Below are 17,035 nucleotides of genomic sequence, written 5' to 3'. Positions count from 1 at the left end.
GCCTTCGGGTGCGGTCTACTCCGTTTCCGGGGCCCCGGCCTCGGTACTGGGCTTGGGGTCGGCCTCGGACTCCGTCTCGGGCTCAGGCTTCCGCTCGGGCTCGGGCTCAGGCTTCCGCTCAGGCAGCTCCGCGGAGAGCGCCGCCGCGGCCCGCACCAGCGGCAGCGCGAGCAGCGCCCCCACGCCCTCGCCGACCTGCACGCCCTGTTCGAGCACGGGGTCGAGCGCCATCCGGTCAAGGGCCTTGGCCTGCGCGGGCTCCCCGCTGTTGTGCCCCGCGAGCCACCAGTCCGGCGCCCGGAAGGCGACCCGCTGGGCCACGAGTGCCGCGGCCGATGCCACCACGCCGTCCAGAATGACCGGCGTACGCCGCACCGCGCACTGCAACAGGAACCCGGTCATGGCGGCGATGTCGGCCCCGCCCACCGTCGCGAGCAGCTCCAGCTGATCCCCGAGGACGGGCCGCGCCCGCCGCAGCGCGTCCCGGACCGCCGCGCACTTGCGCATCCACGCGAGGTCGTCGATCGGCGCGCCGCCCCGCCCGGTCACCACGGACGCGTCGGTCCCGCACAGCGCGGCGACCAGCGTCGCCGCGGGCGTCGTCCCGCCGACGCTCACATCGCCGAGCACGACCAGGTCGGTCCCGGAGTCCGCCTCCTCGTCGGCGACGGCCATCCCGGCCCGCACCGCGGCCTCGGCCTCCTCCGCCGTCAGCGCGTCCTCGATGTCGACGCGCCCCGAGCCGCGCCGCACCCGGTGCCCCGCCACCTCCGCGGGCAGCTCGGCCGGGTCGCAGTCCAGGGCCAGGTCGACGACCCGTACGGGCACGTCGAGGCGGCGCGCGAGGACGGACACCGGGCTCGCGCCGGAGAGCACGGCGCGGACGAGTTCGGCCGCACCGCCCGCGGGCCTCGCGGACACATCGAGGCCCGCGACCCCGTGGTCACCGGCGAAGAGGATCACGCGCGGTCGCTCGATCGGCTTGACCGGCACCGAGGACTGGGCCGCGGACAGCCACTCGCCGAGTTCGTCCAGGCGGCCGAGCGCCCCGGGCGGCACGCTCTGCCGTTCCCTGCGCTCCTCGGCGTCGCGGCGGACCCCGCCGTCGGGCCGCTCGATCAGGTCGGTGAAGTCGTCGAGATTCAGCGAGCTCATTCGCCGAACAGTACCGGCAGGGCCTGGCGTCGGGTCAGACGGCCCGGCGGCCGGCATGCGCGCGCGGGCGCCGCTGCCGGACGCGCCACCTCCACGGTGTCGCTGCGCCGGTGTCGATCATCCCTTACGTACCGTTTGATGAGATTTGTCGTGCACCGCCCGACAGAGGAGCCTGCCACGCCCATGGACGCCGCCCAGGCCGCCGCCGCCCAGGCGGAGAAGATCTTCGCCGTCCCGCACTCCACCCGCCGCCATCAGGCACGGGCCCGCGCGATGGGCCGGTTCATCGAGCCCGAGAGCTGGCTGGACATCGAAACCGGGCACGGGCACTTCCCCGCCGTCGCCCAACAGGTGCACCCGTACACCGCCTTCGACGGACTCGACCTCACCGGACGCGTGGAGGAGGGCCGCAGGGCCGGCCGCGTGGAGGAGGCCCACCGCGGGCTGCTCGCCGACCTGGCGCCGAAGCTCGCGGGGCGCTACGACGCGCTGAGCATGTTCCACTACCTGGAGCGCAGCGCCGACCCGCGCATCGAACTCATCGCCGCCCGCACGGTGTTGCGGCCCGGCGGCCATCTGATGATCGAGGTCCCCGTCCCGCAGAGCCGGTACGCCAGGGTCCTCGACAAGGGGTGGATCAGGCCCGAGCCCTACCACCGCATCCCGCTCGCCGCCCTCCGCCGCGAGCTCGAAAGCCTCGGCTACACCGTCGTGGCCACCGACCGGCGCGAGCCGCACATCCCCTTCGACCTGACCGCGCGCCTGGCCATCACCCTCGGCCGCATCCGTGCCGCCGCCCGCCTCGCCGTCCCGCTGCTCGCCGCCGCGGCCCTGCTCGACCGGATCCTCGCCCCCCTGGTCAGCCGCACCCGGTTCTCCAACGCCTACCGGGTCATCGCCCGCCGCGACCCCGCCGCCTGAACGGCCGTCTCAGCCGCGCAGCGTGAGCGCCTGGCCCGCCACGACAAGCAGCACGTGCTCGCACTCGGACGCGAACGCCGCGTTCAGACGGCCCAGTTCATCGCGGTAGCGGCGGCCCGACGCGGTCGCGGGGACGATGCCGGAGCCGACCTCGTTCGACACGGCGACAACCGTGCGCCGGGTCGCGCGCACCGCCCCCGTGAGCTCCGAGACCCGCTTGCGCAGCGCCCGCTCGCCACCGCCCGCCCATTCGTCGTCGTCCCACGCGTTCACCTCGTCCATGGCGTACGTCAGCCACAGCGACAGGCAGTCGATGAGCAGGGGAGGGCCGTTCTCGGCGAGCAGCGGCACGAGGTCGCAGGTCTCGGCGGTGCTCCACGACCCGGGCCGCCGCTCCCGGTGGGCGCTCACCCGGTCCGCCCACTCGGAGTCGCCGTTCCTGGTCCCGCCCGTGGCCACGTACAGCACCTCGGGGAAGGCTTCGAGGCGGCGCTCCGCCTCCACCGACTTCCCGGACCGGGCGCCGCCGAGGACGAGGGTGCGGCGCGGCACGTCCGGTACGTCCTCATAGGCGCCGACCACCAGCGTCGTCCCGTCCGGCACGGCCCGCGCACCGGCGGCGGCCAGCCTGCGGGTCAGCTCCGTGCCCGGCGGCACCTCGTGACCCAGATGGACGGCGACGACGTCCGTGGTCGGCCCGATCGCCCCCGCGGCCCGCAGCCGCGCGAGCCCGTCGGGACGCCCGACGACATCGGCGACGACCATCTCGTACGGAGCCTGCTCGTCCGGCAGCCCCGCGGGCGCGCCGCCCGGCGGCAGATACAGCAGCCGCTCCCCGTCCGGGCCCGCGACCTCGTACCCCGTGCCCGGGTGGTCCATCGCCACCGCGCGCACCCGGTGCCCGGTGAGCAGCGCGAGCTCCCGCCCGTCGGGCACCCGGCCCGGCTGCGGCAGTCCCGCAGGCACCTCCACCGAGGGGCCGTCGTGCGGATGGGAGAGCAGAATCTGGCGTACACCGCCGAGCGAGTGCCCGGAGCGGGCGGCCGCGAAGGCGGCGCCAGGGGTGAGGTCGAGCAGCAGGACGCCGTCCACCAGGAGTGCGGTGGCGCCGCGCGCCGAGCCGCCGAGCGCGGTCGCGCAGGCCGCACAGGGGCAGCCGGGTCGGGGCAGGCCTTCGGGGGCGCCGGTGCCGAGCAGAGTCAGTTCCACAGGAAGATCCTCCCGCGTCACCGCGAGCGCCGCTCGCCCGGCTAGGCTTCAAGCGGCTTCACACAGCTGTCGGACCATCGGGAGGCTGGCATGGCGGCATGGACGTGGCGGTTCGAGAAGGCGGACGGGACGGAGGTCCAGCCCGCTCTGACGCCCGAGGAGTTCACGACTCAGGGGGACGCGGAGTCGTGGGTCGGCGAGTACTGGAAAGAGCTCGCCGAAGGCGGCGCCGACCAGGTGTCGCTCTTCGAGGACGCGAACAAGATCTATGGGCCGATGAGCCTGCACGCGCAGGACGCGACGCAGGAGTGAGTGACGCCTGAACGTGAGGGGGTGACCGCGGGTGCGGCCACCCCCTCACGTGTCCCGTCCCTTCCCTACATCTCGCCCAGCGTGACCTCGGCGGTCTTCTCGGAGCCGTCTCGTACGTACGTCACCTGCGTCTTGTCACCCGGCTTCTCCCCGGCGAGCGCCTCGGAGAGCGAGGTGATCGTGGTGATGTCGGAGTTGCCGAGCTTGGTGATGATGTCGCCGTCCTCCAGACCGGCCTTGGCCGCGCCGCCGTCCTTCTGCGCGTCGACGATGGCGACGCCCGCGGGCCTGTAGTTGTCGCCGAGGACCGTGCGTCCCGTGATGCCGAGGGCGGCCCGGCCCGAGTCGGTGACCCTGCCGTCCTTGATGATCTGGTCGGCGATGGTCTTCACCATCGAGGACGGGATCGCGAACCCGATCCCCGGCGCCGCGCTGTCGCCCATCTGCGGGTCCGTCGCGGCGAGCGTCGGAATGCCGATGACCTGGCCGTCCAGGTTGACCAGGGCGCCGCCGCTGTTGCCCGGGTTGATCGCGGCGGACGTCTGGAGCATGTTCGCGATGGTGGCCCCGGGGGCGCCCTCCGTGCGGGGCTCGCTGACGGTCCGGCCGGTCGCCGAGACGATGCCCTGCGTGACGCTGGACGAGAGACCGAGCGGCGAACCCATGGCGAGCACGATCTGCCCGACCTCGGCCTTCGTGGAGTCCCCGAACTTCGCGGCCTTGAGCCCGCTCGGCGGGTTGTCGAGCTTGATGACGGCGAGATCCTGCTCGGGGTAGGAGGCGACGAGCTTCGCGGTGAGAGCCTGCTCCCCGGTGGCCGTCGTGACCTTGAAGGTCTGCTCCTTGCCCACGACGTGGGCGTTGGTGACGACGTGGCCCTTGTCGTCGTAGACGACACCGGAGCCGAGGCTGTCGGAGGCGTCGATCTGGACGACCGACGGCAGGACGTCCTCGATCACCTGCTGGTAGGCGCCCTCCAGATCGCTCTCCGCCATGGGCGCGGCCTGGGTGGTGGACTCACCGGAGTCCCCGGAACCGGAGCTTGAGCAGCCGGCGACGAGGAGCGCTGAGGCAAGGGAGGCGGTCACGGTGATGGCACGGATACGCGAGGCATTCATGCCCCGAGTGTCGCGTTGGCCCCGATATGCCGCCCTGAAATAGACCGCCGATCAGGGGGTGCGGTTCGCTGCGGGGTGCTCGGGTGGGTGGGCGGGAAACATCCGCCGCGAAGCGGCGGTTCAGTCAGTCCCGCACACCGCAGACGTGCAACAGAGCCGCGACCCGGCGATACGGGTCAGTACGCCCGGCCCGCTCCTCGGCGGCGAGCAGCGCCGCCAACTCCGCGTCCTCCGGCGGAACAGTGTCGTCCGAGGCCTGATCGGTGAAGACCCGCACGCCATACCAGGCGTGCAACGGCGCAGCGATCCCCGAGAGCGAAGCGGAAACGGCATCGAGCCGATCGGCCCGCGCCTCAAGGCCGAGCCGATTGCGGTACACGGTGGAGTCGAACGCGGCCATCGCCCCCGCCCAGTCCCCGGCGAGCCCCGGCCGCATGGCCAGCGCGTCAGCGTTCCGTACGAGAAGGGAGAGCAGCCCGCCGGGGGCAAGCATCCGGGCCAGACCCGCGAGCAGCGCGTCCGGCTCCTCGACGTACATCAGGACGCCGTGGCACAGCACGACGTCGAAGCTGCCCGGCAGGAAATGCACCCCGGTCTCGCGCCCGTCGCCCTCGACGATCCGCACCCGCCCCTGGATACCCTCCGGCTCGGCGCCGAGCGCGGCACGCGCCGCGGCCACCATCGCCGGATCCTGCTCGACGCCCGTCACCTTGTGCCCGGCGCGGGCGAGCCGCAGCGCCTGCGTGCCCTGGCCCATGCCCACGTCGAGCACGCGCAGCCGCTGCCCCACGGGGAAGCGCCCGGCTATCTGCTCGTCGAGCTGCCGGGTCACCAGCTCCTGGCGTACGGCGTTACGAAGGCCGCCCAGCTTCTGAAGCCACGCGGCGGCCCCGCCGGCGAATCCGCTCAGGGCCGTTCTCCGCGCTTGACCTGCGGCTTCGGCAGCCGCAGACGGCGCATCTGGAGCGTACGCATCAGGGCGTACGCGACGGCGCCCTTCTTGCTCTCGCTCGGGAAGCGCTCGTTCAGGCGCTTCTTCAGGCGGACCGCCGTCGTCACCGAGTCCACGATGATCAGGACGATCACGAAGAGCCAGAGCAGCAGCGCGATGTTCTGCAGCTGCGGGATACGGACCATGCTCAGTACGAGGATGATCACGGCCAGCGGCAGGAAGAACTCGGCGATGCAGAACCGCGAGTCGACGAAGTCGCGCGCGAACTTGCGCACGGGGCCCTTGTCGCGGGCGGGCAGATAGCGCTCGTCACCGCTGGCGAGCGCCTGGCGCTGCTTGTCCATCTGGACGCGGCGTGCGTCGCGCTGCCGCTTCGCCGCCTCCTTGCGCGTCACAGGCGTGTTGGCCACGCTGCGGCGCTGGGTCTGGGCCTCACTGCGCTTGGGCGTGGGGCGGCCCTTCGGGGCCTCGGGGTCACGGGGCTGCTGGGAGTCGGTCACCGGGGCCTTGCTCGCCGGGGCCTTCTCGTCCTTGGATCGGCTACGGAACACAAAACCCAAGGGTACGGGGTGCCGACGCATGGACCCCCGCCCGACGGGGAACGATCCGGCAACACCGGGCGTCTTGATTGTGTGGCTAAGGGGACGTTCCGTGTGGTTTACAAGCGGTTTTCGGGCGGTTCCCGGGGGTGCACCTACTCCCTACGCCTGAGCCCGGCCGGACACAGTCGTCCTTGGGGATGAGCGCATCCGCACGCGAACAGTGCGGTAATGGATGCAGGGCCCGTACTGTGGGTTCTGAGCAGTACCTGGAGCTGGAAGTCCGTCAGAAGGGGGCGCGCGAAGCCCATGAGCGGTGTCATGAAGCGTATGGGGATGATCTTCCGCGCGAAGGCGAACAAGGCCCTTGACCGGGCCGAGGACCCGCGCGAAACCCTCGATTACTCGTACCAGAAGCAGCTCGAGCTGCTGCAGAAGGTGCGTCGCGGTGTCGCCGATGTGGCGACCTCGCGCAAGCGCCTGGAGCTGCAGCTGAGCCAGCTCCAGAAGCAGTCCTCCACCCTTGAGGACCAGGGCCGCAAGGCCCTCGCCCTCGGCCGTGAGGACCTGGCCCGCGAGGCGCTCTCGCGCCGTGCGGCCCTGCAGCAGCAGGTGACCGACCTGGAGACGCAGCACCAGACGCTCCAGGGCGAGGAGGAGAAGCTCACCCTCGCGGCGCAGCGCCTCCAGGCCAAGGTCGACGCCTTCCGTACGAAGAAGGAGACGATCAAGGCCACGTACACCGCCGCCCAGGCGCAGACCCGGATCGGCGAGGCCTTCTCGGGCATCTCCGAGGAGATGGGCGACGTCGGCATGGCGATCCAGCGCGCCGAGGACAAGACCGCGCAGCTCCAGGCGCGGGCGGGCGCGATCGACGAACTCCTCGCTTCCGGTGCTCTCGACGACTCCTCCGGCCTCGCCAAGGACGACATCCAGTCCGAGCTGGATCGCCTCTCCGGTGGTACTGATGTAGAGCTGGAACTGCAGCGGATGAAGGCGGAACTGGCGGGTGGCTCGTCGGCGTCGCCGAAGCAGGCCATCGAGCCGGGTCAGGGCCAGCCCCAGACCCAGCAGCAGCCGCAGGACACCCCGCGCTTCGACAAGCAGTAGAGCCTTTCGCAGCACACCGCTCACGTCCGAGGAGGGCGACATGATCGTACGGATCATGGGGGAGGGGCAGGTGAAGCTGGCCGACAGCCACTTCACCGAACTGAACAAGCTGGACGACGAGTTGCTGGAAGAGATGGAGAGCGGCGACGAGTCCGGCTTCCGCAGGACGCTGGGCGCGCTCCTCGACAAGGTCCGGGAGCTGGGCACCCCCCTCCCGGACGACGCCCTGGAACCCTCCGAGCTGATCCTCCCGGGCCCGGACGCGACCCTGGACGAGGTCCGCGAAATGCTGAGCGACGACGGCTTGATCCCGGGCTAGTCCTGGCCGGGGGCCCCAGCTGACCTGGCCCGGCGCTTCGCGCCGGATGTCTCCCACCCACCCGCCCATTACCCAGCGGTGCCGGGCGAGAAGGAGAACTCGACGCGGGGCAATCGGGTGGGTGGGCGGGAAAGATCCGGCGCGAAGCGCCGGGACAGGTCGGCCAGGCAGACGGAGCTCAGCCAGGACCGACCCCGGGGCGTCGCCAGCCGCAGGCCAAGCGGTCAGACGGTCCCAGCAGCCCGCAGGCCAAGCGGTCAGACGGTCCCAGCAGCCCGCAGGCCAAGCGGTCAGACCGGTCCCAGCAGCCCGCAGGGCCCCGTACCGTTTAAGGCGTGACCACTCTCGTGCGAGGCCGCTGTTGGGCCAAGGCGCACCCCCTGGCTGTGGACGCCGCCCTCGCGGCAGCCGTCCTCATATGCATGGTCATCGGCTCCTTCGTCGAGCCGTACGGCCACGACGGCGGCCCCACGTGGGGCACCCGCACCCCGGGCGCGCTCAGCCTGGTCCTGATGCTGCTCGGCGCCACCGCCCTGGTCTTCCGCCGCCGCGCCCCCTGGGTGGTGCTCGCGGCGACCTGCACCGTCTCCGTCGTCGACCTGATCACCGGAGAGTTCCGCGGCGCCGTCGTCATGAGCGCGGTCGTCGCCCTCTACACCGTCGCCGCCACCACCAACCGCCCCACCACCTGGCGCGTCGGCGTCGTCACCATCACCGGCCTCACCGGCGTCGCGATGCTGGCGGGACCGCTGCCCTGGTACGCCCAGGAGAACCTCGGCATCTTCGCCTGGACCGGCATGGCCGCGGCCGCCGGTGACGCAGTCCGCAGCCGCCGCGCCTTCGTGGACGCCATACGCGAGCGTGCCGAACGCGCGGAACGCACCCGCGAAGAGGAGGCCCGGCGCCGCGTCGCCGAGGAGCGGCTGCGCATCGCCCGCGATCTGCACGACGTGGTCGCCCACCACATCGCCCTGGTCAATGTGCAGGCAGGCGTGGCCGCGCACGTCATGGACAAGCGGCCCGACCAGGCCAAGGAAGCCCTCTCCCACGTACGCGACGCAAGCCGCTCCGCGCTCAACGAACTGCGCGCCACTGTCGGCCTGTTGCGGCAGACCGGCGACCCCGAGGCCCCCACCGAGCCCGCCCCCGGCCTGGCCCGCCTCCACGACCTCGTCGAGACCTTCCGCCATGCGGGCCTCCCCGTGGAGGTCGCCCTCGGCGACGCGGTGGCCGGTCTGCCCGCCGGAGTCGACCTGGCCGCCTACCGGATCATCCAGGAGGCCCTCACGAACGTGCAGAAGCACGCGGGAGTGGGCGCCAAGGCCGAGGTCAGCGTCGTCCGCGTAGGACCGAACGTCGAGGTCACGATCCTGGACGACGGAGGCGGCGAGAGGAGGGAACACAGCGGCGAGAACGATGGCGGCGGGCACGGCCTCATCGGCATGCGCGAGCGCGTCAGCGCCCTGGGCGGCCGCTGCACGGCAGGACCCCGCTACGGCGGCGGCTTCCGCGTCCATGCGATCCTGCCCGTCACGGCAAAGCCGGTCAGTCCGGCAGAGGGAGGGACCACCGCGTGACGATCCGGGTGCTGCTCGCCGACGATCAGGCCTTGCTGCGCAGCGCGTTCAAGGTGCTCGTCGACTCCGAGCCCGACATGGAGGTCGTCGCAGAGGCGTCGGACGGCGCGGAGGCCGTCGAGCTGGCGAAGTCGCAGGCTGTCGACGTCGTCCTGATGGACATCCGCATGCCCGGTACGGACGGTCTCGCCGCCACCCGTCTGATCAGCTCCGACCCCACCCTGTCCCACGTACGCGTGGTCATGCTGACGACTTTCGAGGTCGACGAGTACGTGGTGCAGTCGCTGCGCGCCGGTGCCTCCGGCTTCCTCGGCAAGGGCGCGGAGCCGGACGAACTGCTCGGCGCGATCCGGATCGCGGCCGCGGGCGACGCCCTGCTCTCCCCGGTGGCGACGAAGGGCCTGATCGCCAAGTTCCTCGCGCAGGGCGACAGTTCGGACGGTGACGGCGGGGCGCGCGGCGAGCGGCTCGACGCGCTCACCGGGCGTGAGCGCGAGGTCCTCGTCCAGGTCGCGGGCGGGCACTCGAACGACGAGATCGCCGAGCGTCTCGAGGTCAGCCCGCTCACCGTGAAGACCCACGTGAACCGTGCGATGGCGAAGCTGGGCGCCCGTGACCGGGCGCAACTCGTCGTCATTGCCTACGAATCGGGCCTGGTACGTCCAAGGGTGGAGTGATTGCGGACGCGACGTACTGCACCCGCAGTATGCGCCGCATAAGAACGGGTCCTCGGAGTGACGAATCCTGCCCTGGACATGGCAGATCGTGTAGGGGGCACCGGCCTGCCGGTGCCTGTTCCTGCGCAGTACGCCACAGAGAGAGACCACCATGTCCTGGCTGTCCCGCTTCAGCCTCGCCCAACGGGCCCTAGTCGGGCTGATATCCATCATCGCGCTGGTCTTCGGCGCGATCGCGATCCCTCAGCTCAAGCAGCAGCTGCTGCCCTCCATCGAACTCCCGATGGTGTCCGTCCTGGCCCCGTACCAGGGCGCGTCCCCCGATGTGGTCGAAAAGCAGGTCGTCGAACCTCTCGAGTCCTCGATCGACGCGGTCGACGGCATCACCGGCATCACCTCCACGGCGAGCGAGGGCAACGCCGTGATCATGGCCCAGTTCGACTACGGCAGCGGCTCCAAGCAGCTCGTCGCCGATGTCCAGCAGGCCGTGAACCGCGCCGGGGCCGAGCTCCCCGACGATGTCGACCCGCAGGTCATCGCGGGCTCCACGGACGACATCCCGACCGTGGTCCTCTCCGTCACCTCCGACAAGGACCAGCAGGCGCTCTCCGACCGGCTCGACCGCACCGTCGTCCCCGCCCTGGAGGACATCGACGGCGTCGGCCAGGTCACCGTCGACGGCGTGCGGGACCTCCAGGTCGACGTCACCCCCGACGACAAGAAGCTGGCGAAGGCGGGCCTGACCCCGGCCGCGCTCGGCCAGGCGCTCCAGGCCGGCGGCGCCACGCTCCCCGCGGGCTCCTTCGACGAGGACGGCAAGAACCGCACGGTCCAGGTCGGCGGCGGCTACAGCTCCCTGAAGCAGATCCAGGACCTGATGGTCACCCCCGAGGCGAAGCCGGGGGAGCGCCCGGGCAAGCCGGTGCGCCTCGGTGACCTCGCCACGGTGAAGCAGCAGCCGTCGGACGCCACGTCCATCACGCGCACGAACGGCAGGCCCAGCCTCGCCGTCGCGATCACGATGGACCAGGACGGCAGCGCCGTCGCCATCTCCGACGCGGTCAAGGACAAGCTGCCCGACCTGCGCAAGGACCTGGGCAAGGGCTCCGACCTGACGGTCGCGAGCGACCAGGGCCCCGCGGTCTCCAAGTCCATCGACGGCCTCACCACCGAGGGCGCACTCGGCCTGGTCTTCGCGGTCCTGGTCATCCTGGTCTTCCTGGCGTCGATCCGCTCGACGCTGGTCACCGCGGTCTCCATCCCGCTCTCGGTCGTCCTCGCCCTGATCGTGCTGTGGACGCGGGACCTCTCCCTCAACATGCTCACGCTCGGCGCCCTGACCATCGCCATCGGCCGCGTCGTCGACGACTCGATCGTGGTCCTGGAGAACATCAAGCGCCACCTCGGATACGGCGAGGAGCGCGAGGCCGCGATCATCACCGCCGTCAAGGAGGTCGCGGGCGCGGTCACGTCCTCGACCCTGACCACGGTCGCGGTGTTCCTGCCGATCGGCCTGGTCGGCGGCATGGTGGGCGAGCTCTTCGGCTCCTTCTCGCTGACGGTCACGGCGGCGCTTCTCGCCTCCCTGCTCGTCTCGCTGACGGTCGTGCCGGTCCTCTCGTACTGGTTCCTGCGTCCCCCCAAGGACGTCCGCGGCGCCGACCCGGACGAGGCCCGCCGCAAGGCCGAGGAGAAGGAGGCGAAGAGCAGGCTCCAGCGCTTCTACGTCCCCGTCCTGCGCTTCGCGACGCGTCGCCGCTTCACCAGCCTCGTCATCGCGATCGTGGTCCTCGTGGGCACGTTCGGCATGGCACCGCTCCTGAAGACCAACTTCTTCGACCAGGGTGAGCAGGAAGTCCTGACCATCAAGCAGGAGTTGAAGCCGGGCACCAGCCTGGCGGCGTCCAACGCCTCGGCCAAGAAGGTCGAGAAGATGCTGGACGGCCTGGACGAGATCAAGGACTACCAGGTCACGGTCGGCTCTTCCGGCTTCATGGCGGCCTTCGGCGGCAGCACGGACACCAACCAGGCGTCCTACACCCTGACGCTCAAGGACAAGGCGGCGTACGACACGACGCAGGACAAGGTCGAGGAGGAGCTCGGCAAGCTCTCCGGCATCGGCCAGACGTCCATCGCGGCCGGTGACGGCTTCGGCAGCCAGGACCTGAGCGTGGTCGTCAAGGCCGCCGACGGCGACGTGCTGCGCAAGGCGTCCGACGAGGTGCGCGACGAGGTCGCGAAGATCGACGACGTCACGGACGTCCAGAGCGACCTGTCGCAGAGCATCCCGCGCATCTCGGTCAAGGCCAACGCCAAGGCCGCGGCGGCCGGTTTCAACGACACCGCCCTCGGTCAGGCCGTCGCCCAGGCGGTGCGCGGCACCCAGAGCGGCAAGGCGATCCTGGACGACACCGAGCGCGACGTGGTGGTGAAGTCGGCGCAGCCCGCGAAGACGCTCGCCGAACTGCGCAAGCTGAACCTGGGCTCGGTGCAGCTCGGCGACATCGCCGACGTGAAGCTGGTCGACGGCCCGGTCTCGATGACCCGCATCGACGGCGCCCGCGCCGCGACGATCACCGCGAAGCCGACCGGTGAGAACACGGGCGCGGTCAGCGCCGACCTCACCAAGAAGCTCGACGCGCTGAAGCTGCCGGACGGCGCCACGGCGTCCATCGGCGGTGTCTCCGAGGACCAGGACGAGGCGTTCGCCTCGCTCGGCCTCGCGATGCTCGCGGCGATCGCGATCGTCTTCATGCTGCTCGTGGCGACGTTCCGCTCGCTGGTGCAGCCGCTGATCCTGCTGGTCTCGATCCCGTTCGCGGCCACGGGCGCGATCGGCCTCCTCATCGCGACGGACACCCCGATGGGCGTCCCGGCGATGATCGGCATGCTGATGCTGATCGGCATCGTGGTGACGAACGCGATCGTCCTGATCGACCTGATCAACCAGTACCGCAGGCAGGGCCACGGCGTGGTCGAGGCGGTCATCGAGGGCGGCCGCCACCGCCTCCGCCCGATCCTCATGACGGCACTCGCGACCATCTTCGCCCTGCTCCCGATGGCCCTCGGCATCACGGGCGAGGGCGGCTTCATCGCCCAGCCGCTCGCGGTGGTGGTCATCGGCGGCCTGATCACGTCGACGCTCCTCACCCTCCTCCTCGTCCCGACGCTGTACGCGATGGTGGAACTCCGCAAGGAGAAGAGGCGCACGAAGCGCGAGACAAAGCGGGCGAAGAAGGCGCAGCCTGAGCAAGCGTCCGACGTCACGGAGCCCGCCAAGGTCTAAGAGCGGCAGCCGCCCCGTTGTGGGCAATCGTTCCGCAGGGCGGAACGGCTGGGCACAACGCCGAAGCTGCCGGGTAAGCGTCAACCAAGGCGCCCAGCACCACCACCGACGGGGTGCCCCTCACTCAGAGGGGCACCCCGTCCGCGTACGCCCACCGCAAGTGCAAGCACCGCAGCCCCGCTGCAAAGCGTCATCCCCACAAACAGCGGCACGGCAGTGGAGCCCCCGCCGAGCCCCACCAGCGGCGCCACCACCGCGCCCAGCGCGCTCTGGGCGGTACCGAGCAAGGCGGACCCCACCCCGGAGGCGTAAGGGACCCGCGCGAGAGCCAGCGCCGCCGAGTTCGCCACCACCAGGCCGAGCCCGCCGCACACCACGGCCAGGAGCACCAGGCAGAGCACCGTCGTGAGCAGCCCCGCCGTCGTGGCGGCCAGCAGCACCGCCGACCCGGAGAGCATCGCCAACAGCCCACCCCGCAGCAACGCTTCGGGAGCGACCCGCCCGACAAGGCGGGCCCCTACCGCACTGGAGAGCGTCGCGACCACGGCCCCGCCCGAGAACGCGACGGACGACGCCCCCACCCCCATGCCCAGCACGTTCTGCAGCAGGAACGGCGACCCGGCGATGTAGCAGAACAGCATCCCGAACCCGAAGGTGAAGGCGAGCGTGTAGCCCACGTACGCCCGGTCGCCCACGACCTCGCGGGCCGAGGCCACCACCTGCCGCACCCCGCCCTCGTGCCGCCGCTCCTTCGGCAGGCTCTCCGGTACGCCGACCACCACCGCCAGGGTCACGAGGAACGACACCCCGGCGAGCACCCAGAACACGCCTCGCCACCCCGCGCCCCCGATCACCGCGCCGCCGGCCAGCGGGGCGATGATCGGCGCGATCCCGGCCAGCGTCATGAGCACCCCGAACAGCCGTGCTGCCGCGGCCCCTTGGACCCGGTCCGCGACCACGGCCCGGCTGATCACGACCCCCGCGGCCCCGCTGAACCCGGTCACGAACCGCAGCGCGACCAGCCATCCCAGTGACGGCGCCACGGCACACAGCGCGGTCCCCGCGGTGCACACGGCCGCGCCCGCGAGCAGAGGTGCCCGTCTGCCGTACCGGTCGGAGAGCGGCCCGAAGACGAGATGCCCGAGCGTCATCCCGACCAGGAACGCGGTCAGCGTGAGCTGCACCCCGGAGGCGTCGGCGTGCAGTTCGTCGGCCATCCGCGGAAAGGCAGGGAGGTACATGTCGGTCGAGAGCGGACCGATGAACGAGAGCAGCGCGAGCGCGGCGGTGAGCAAGGGCATGGCAGAGGAACCCCCGGATGCGTGAAGTGGAAAATGCAGATACTTATATAACTATCTAGAACGCTAGCATGGGAGCGTGACCGAGCAGAGGAACGTGAAGAACGACGAGGCCGACCGCAGGCTCTTCCAGCACGCCAGGGAGCTGACCCCCGCGCTGTACGCGCTCTCGCGGGTCCTGCGCTTCCAGGGCATGGAGGAGGCGGGGCTGTGGCGACTGCCGCCGTCGGAGCTGGAGTTGATGCGCTACGTCCACGCGGAACCGGGCGTGACCGTGAGCGTCCTGGCCCGCGAGCTCGGCCTGCACGCCAGCAATGTGAGCGCCACGGTCCGCGGCCTGGTCAACGCGGGACACCTGGAGCGCGAGAAGGACCCGAACGACGGCCGGGTGGTGCGCCTGAAGCCGACCCTCAAGGCGGAGCAGGGAATGGCCCTGATCGAGAACGCCTGGGCGGAGATCTTCGCCGACGCGCTCGCCACGCTCTCCGACGAGCAGCTCGCGGCGCTTGTCGCGTCCGTGCCGGCGCTGGAGGCGCTGGGGGGCGCGCTCAGGGAGCGTAGAACGAACGCGGCAGGAAGAGCGTAGAACGCGGTAAGGGGCACCCGCAATGGCGGGTGCCCCTTACCTATGAGATCAGGACAGGACTACGGCAGCGCGAGCATCCGCTCAAGCGCCAGCTTCGCGAACTGCTCGGTCTCGCGGTCGACCTCGATCTGGTTGACCAGCTTGCCCTCGGCCAGGGACTCCAGCGCCCAGACCAGGTGCGGCAGGTCGATCCGGTTCATGGTCGAGCAGAAGCAGACCGTCTTGTCGAGGAAGACGATCTCCTTGTCCTCGGCGGCGAAACGGTTCGCCAGGCGGCGTACGAGGTTCAGCTCGGTGCCGATCGCCCACTTGGAACCGGCGGGAGCCGCCTCCAGGGTCTTGATGATGTGCTCGGTCGAGCCCACGTAGTCCGCGGCGGCCACGACCTCGTGCTTGCACTCGGGGTGCACCAGGACGTTCACGCCGGGTATCCGCGCGCGCACGTCCTCCACGGACTCCAGCGAGAAGCGCCCGTGCACCGAGCAGTGCCCGCGCCACAGGATCATCTTCGCGTCACGCAGCTGCTCGACGGTCAGGCCGCCGTTCGGCTTGTGCGGGTTGTAGAGGACGCAGTCGTCGAGCGAGAGGCCCATGTCGCGGACGGCGGTGTTGCGCCCGAGGTGCTGGTCGGGCAGGAACAGCACCTTTGTTGAATTGGGCTCCCCCTGCCCATAGGCCCACTCCAGGGCCCGCTTGGCGTTGGACGAGGTGCAGATCGTCCCGCCGTGCTTGCCGGTGAAGGCCTTGATGTCCGCCGAGGAGTTCATGTACGAGACGGGCACGACCTGCTCGGCTATCCCGGCCTCGGTCAGCACGTCCCAGCACTCCGCGACCTGCTCGGCGGTGGCCATGTCGGCCATCGAGCAGCCGGCGGCCAGGTCGGGCAGGACGACCTTCTGGTCATCGGTGGTCAGGATGTCCGCGGACTCGGCCATGAAGTGCACGCCGCAGAAGACGATGTACTCAGCCTCCGGCTTGGCGGCCGCGTCCTTGGCCAGCTTGAAGGAGTCGCCGGTGACATCCGCGAACTGGATGACCTCGTCGCGCTGGTAGTGGTGGCCGAGCACGAAGACCTTGTCGCCGAGCTTCTCCTTGGCGGCGCGTGCGCGCTCCACCAGGTCGGGGTCGGAGGGCGACGGCAGATCGCCGGGGCACTCCACACCGCGCTCGCTCTTGGGGTCGGCCTCGCGGCCGAGCAGCAGGAGGGCGAGCGGTGTGGGCTGAACATCGAGGTCCACGAGGTCCGCGGGGGACTGGGCGGTGGTCACGACACGCACCCTTTCTGTTCTGCAGACGAGCCTTTTCGTCTAATTGACGTTATCTATCATAACCGCTTCACGTCAGTTTGACGATGGCCATAGTGTCGATGTGACGCGTTCGCCTTCGACGGGCCGCTGCTCCTCGCGGCGGCATGTGCGAGCATGAAGGGGAAGACAGTCGCAAGACAGCCGAAAGACAGAGCACTCGGCCCGGAATGAATCCGCGGCCCCGCCGGTTGCAACCGTCGGCAAGCAGTCTCCGTACAACCCGGGAGAGAAGCAGATGTCCGTATCGGACGAGACCACCACCGTGAGCGACGGCATCCTCCTGTCCGACGCCGCCGCGGCCAAGGTCAAGGGCCTTCTTGAGCAGGAGGGCCGTGACGACCTTGCCCTGCGCGTCGCCGTTCAGCCCGGCGGCTGCTCGGGCCTTCGCTACCAGCTGTTCTTCGACGAGCGCTCGCTCGACGGCGACGTGGTCAAGGACTTCGACGGCGTGAAGGTCGTCACCGACCGGATGAGCGCTCCTTACCTGGGCGGCGCCTCCATCGACTTCGTCGACACCATCGAGAAGCAGGGCTTCACGATCGACAACCCGAACGCCACGGGCTCCTGCGCCTGCGGCGACTCGTTCAGCTAAATCTCAGACGTACGAATAAATCTGAGACGTACGAAGGCGGCGGCCCCGAAGCACTCCGGGGCCGCCGCCTTCGTATG

General features: G+C 70.6%; 16 protein-coding genes. 9 read left to right on the top strand and 7 right to left on the bottom strand.

Features of this window, described 5'->3' with window-relative positions; genetic code table 11:
• Positions 1–15: 15 nt before the first annotated feature.
• Positions 16–1,155: a nicotinate-nucleotide--dimethylbenzimidazole phosphoribosyltransferase gene (cobT, locus tag E5671_RS15855; protein ID WP_160504625.1), complete on the bottom strand. Its 1,140-nt coding sequence runs from the start codon at positions 1,153–1,155 to the stop codon at positions 16–18.
• 183 nt (positions 1,156–1,338) lie between these two features.
• Between cobT and E5671_RS15850 the strand changes: the two genes are divergently transcribed.
• Positions 1,339–2,076, top strand: a complete 738-nt coding sequence (locus tag E5671_RS15850; protein ID WP_237330171.1) for a class I SAM-dependent methyltransferase — start codon at positions 1,339–1,341, stop codon at positions 2,074–2,076.
• Between the two features lie 9 nt (positions 2,077–2,085).
• Here E5671_RS15850 and E5671_RS15845 read toward each other — a convergent pair whose 3' ends face one another.
• Positions 2,086–3,285 (bottom strand): bifunctional adenosylcobinamide kinase/adenosylcobinamide-phosphate guanylyltransferase, encoded by a 1,200-nt coding sequence (locus tag E5671_RS15845; RefSeq protein WP_160504623.1) that lies wholly within the window; start codon positions 3,283–3,285, stop codon positions 2,086–2,088.
• 90 nt (positions 3,286–3,375) lie between these two features.
• On the opposite strand from E5671_RS15845, the gene E5671_RS15840 reads away from it, so the two are divergent.
• Positions 3,376–3,597 (top strand): hypothetical protein, encoded by a 222-nt coding sequence (locus tag E5671_RS15840; protein WP_160504622.1) that lies wholly within the window; start codon positions 3,376–3,378, stop codon positions 3,595–3,597.
• A gap of 65 nt (positions 3,598–3,662) precedes the next feature.
• On the opposite strand, the gene E5671_RS15835 is transcribed toward E5671_RS15840, so the two are convergent.
• The 3 genes from E5671_RS15835 to E5671_RS15825 all read right to left on the bottom strand — a co-directional run bounded on the left by E5671_RS15835 (position 3,663) and on the right by E5671_RS15825 (position 6,248).
• On the bottom strand, positions 3,663–4,715 hold the full coding sequence (locus E5671_RS15835; protein ID WP_160504621.1) for a S1C family serine protease: 1,053 nt from the start codon (positions 4,713–4,715) through the stop codon (positions 3,663–3,665).
• 124 nt (positions 4,716–4,839) lie between these two features.
• A complete protein-coding gene (locus tag E5671_RS15830) occupies positions 4,840–5,547 on the bottom strand; it encodes a methyltransferase domain-containing protein (protein ID WP_160504620.1) in 708 nt (235 codons plus the stop codon).
• A 74-nt stretch (positions 5,548–5,621) separates the two neighbouring features.
• On the bottom strand, positions 5,622–6,248 hold the full coding sequence (locus E5671_RS15825) for a DUF3043 domain-containing protein (RefSeq protein WP_160504619.1): 627 nt from the start codon (positions 6,246–6,248) through the stop codon (positions 5,622–5,624).
• Positions 6,249–6,515: 267 nt separating this feature from the next.
• Here E5671_RS15825 and E5671_RS15820 point away from each other — a divergent pair, with 267 nt between their 5' ends.
• The 5 genes from E5671_RS15820 to E5671_RS15800 all read left to right on the top strand — a co-directional run bounded on the left by E5671_RS15820 (position 6,516) and on the right by E5671_RS15800 (position 13,175).
• Entirely contained in the window at positions 6,516–7,316 is an 801-nt protein-coding gene (locus tag E5671_RS15820) for a PspA/IM30 family protein (RefSeq protein WP_160504618.1), read from the top strand.
• A 40-nt stretch (positions 7,317–7,356) separates the two neighbouring features.
• Positions 7,357–7,635, top strand: coding sequence for a PspA-associated protein PspAA (pspAA, locus tag E5671_RS15815; protein ID WP_160504617.1), 279 nt, complete (start codon positions 7,357–7,359; stop codon positions 7,633–7,635).
• A 335-nt stretch (positions 7,636–7,970) separates the two neighbouring features.
• Positions 7,971–9,212 (top strand): histidine kinase, encoded by a 1,242-nt coding sequence (locus tag E5671_RS15810; RefSeq protein WP_160504616.1) that lies wholly within the window; start codon positions 7,971–7,973, stop codon positions 9,210–9,212.
• Positions 9,209–9,889: a response regulator gene (locus E5671_RS15805; RefSeq protein ID WP_160504615.1), complete on the top strand. Its 681-nt coding sequence runs from the start codon at positions 9,209–9,211 to the stop codon at positions 9,887–9,889. Before E5671_RS15810 ends, E5671_RS15805 begins: the two co-directional genes overlap by 4 nt.
• 151 nt (positions 9,890–10,040) lie before the next feature.
• Positions 10,041–13,175 (top strand): efflux RND transporter permease subunit, encoded by a 3,135-nt coding sequence (locus E5671_RS15800; protein WP_160504614.1) that lies wholly within the window; start codon positions 10,041–10,043, stop codon positions 13,173–13,175.
• A gap of 80 nt (positions 13,176–13,255) precedes the next feature.
• Here E5671_RS15800 and E5671_RS15795 read toward each other — a convergent pair whose 3' ends face one another.
• A complete protein-coding gene (locus E5671_RS15795) occupies positions 13,256–14,476 on the bottom strand; it encodes a multidrug effflux MFS transporter (RefSeq protein ID WP_160504613.1) in 1,221 nt (406 codons plus the stop codon).
• A 76-nt stretch (positions 14,477–14,552) separates the two neighbouring features.
• Here E5671_RS15795 and E5671_RS15790 point away from each other — a divergent pair, with 76 nt between their 5' ends.
• Positions 14,553–15,059 (top strand): MarR family transcriptional regulator, encoded by a 507-nt coding sequence (locus E5671_RS15790; protein WP_160504612.1) that lies wholly within the window; start codon positions 14,553–14,555, stop codon positions 15,057–15,059.
• Between the two features lie 59 nt (positions 15,060–15,118).
• On the opposite strand, the gene nadA is transcribed toward E5671_RS15790, so the two are convergent.
• On the bottom strand, positions 15,119–16,336 hold the full coding sequence (gene nadA, locus E5671_RS15785; protein WP_443032625.1) for a quinolinate synthase NadA: 1,218 nt from the start codon (positions 16,334–16,336) through the stop codon (positions 15,119–15,121).
• A 265-nt stretch (positions 16,337–16,601) separates the two neighbouring features.
• Between nadA and E5671_RS15780 the strand changes: the two genes are divergently transcribed.
• Positions 16,602–16,958: a HesB/IscA family protein gene (locus E5671_RS15780; RefSeq protein ID WP_030933606.1), complete on the top strand. Its 357-nt coding sequence runs from the start codon at positions 16,602–16,604 to the stop codon at positions 16,956–16,958.
• Positions 16,959–17,035 lie beyond the last annotated feature (77 nt).

The sequence above is a fragment of the Streptomyces sp. BA2 genome, from assembly GCF_009769735.1.
Classification (GTDB): Bacteria; Actinomycetota; Actinomycetes; order Streptomycetales; family Streptomycetaceae; genus Streptomyces.
Note: the sequence above shows the minus strand (reverse complement) of the source record. Positions and strands in the feature narration are given on the sequence as shown.

Excerpts from the sequence above, each read along its gene's own strand:
- cobT (WP_160504625.1), bottom strand. The coding sequence starts at position 1,155 with ATGAGCTCGCTGAATCTCGACGACTTCACCGACCTGATCGAGCGGCCC.
- E5671_RS15850 (WP_237330171.1), top strand. The coding sequence starts at position 1,339 with ATGGACGCCGCCCAGGCCGCCGCCGCCCAGGCGGAGAAGATCTTCGCC.
- E5671_RS15840 (WP_160504622.1), top strand. The coding sequence starts at position 3,376 with ATGGCGGCATGGACGTGGCGGTTCGAGAAGGCGGACGGGACGGAGGTC.
- E5671_RS15835 (WP_160504621.1), bottom strand. The coding sequence starts at position 4,715 with ATGAATGCCTCGCGTATCCGTGCCATCACCGTGACCGCCTCCCTTGCC.
- E5671_RS15825 (WP_160504619.1), bottom strand. The coding sequence starts at position 6,248 with ATGCGTCGGCACCCCGTACCCTTGGGTTTTGTGTTCCGTAGCCGATCC.
- E5671_RS15820 (WP_160504618.1), top strand. The coding sequence starts at position 6,516 with ATGAGCGGTGTCATGAAGCGTATGGGGATGATCTTCCGCGCGAAGGCG.
- pspAA (WP_160504617.1), top strand. The coding sequence starts at position 7,357 with ATGATCGTACGGATCATGGGGGAGGGGCAGGTGAAGCTGGCCGACAGC.
- E5671_RS15800 (WP_160504614.1), top strand. The coding sequence starts at position 10,041 with ATGTCCTGGCTGTCCCGCTTCAGCCTCGCCCAACGGGCCCTAGTCGGG.
- E5671_RS15795 (WP_160504613.1), bottom strand. The coding sequence starts at position 14,476 with ATGCCCTTGCTCACCGCCGCGCTCGCGCTGCTCTCGTTCATCGGTCCG.
- E5671_RS15780 (WP_030933606.1), top strand. The coding sequence starts at position 16,602 with ATGTCCGTATCGGACGAGACCACCACCGTGAGCGACGGCATCCTCCTG.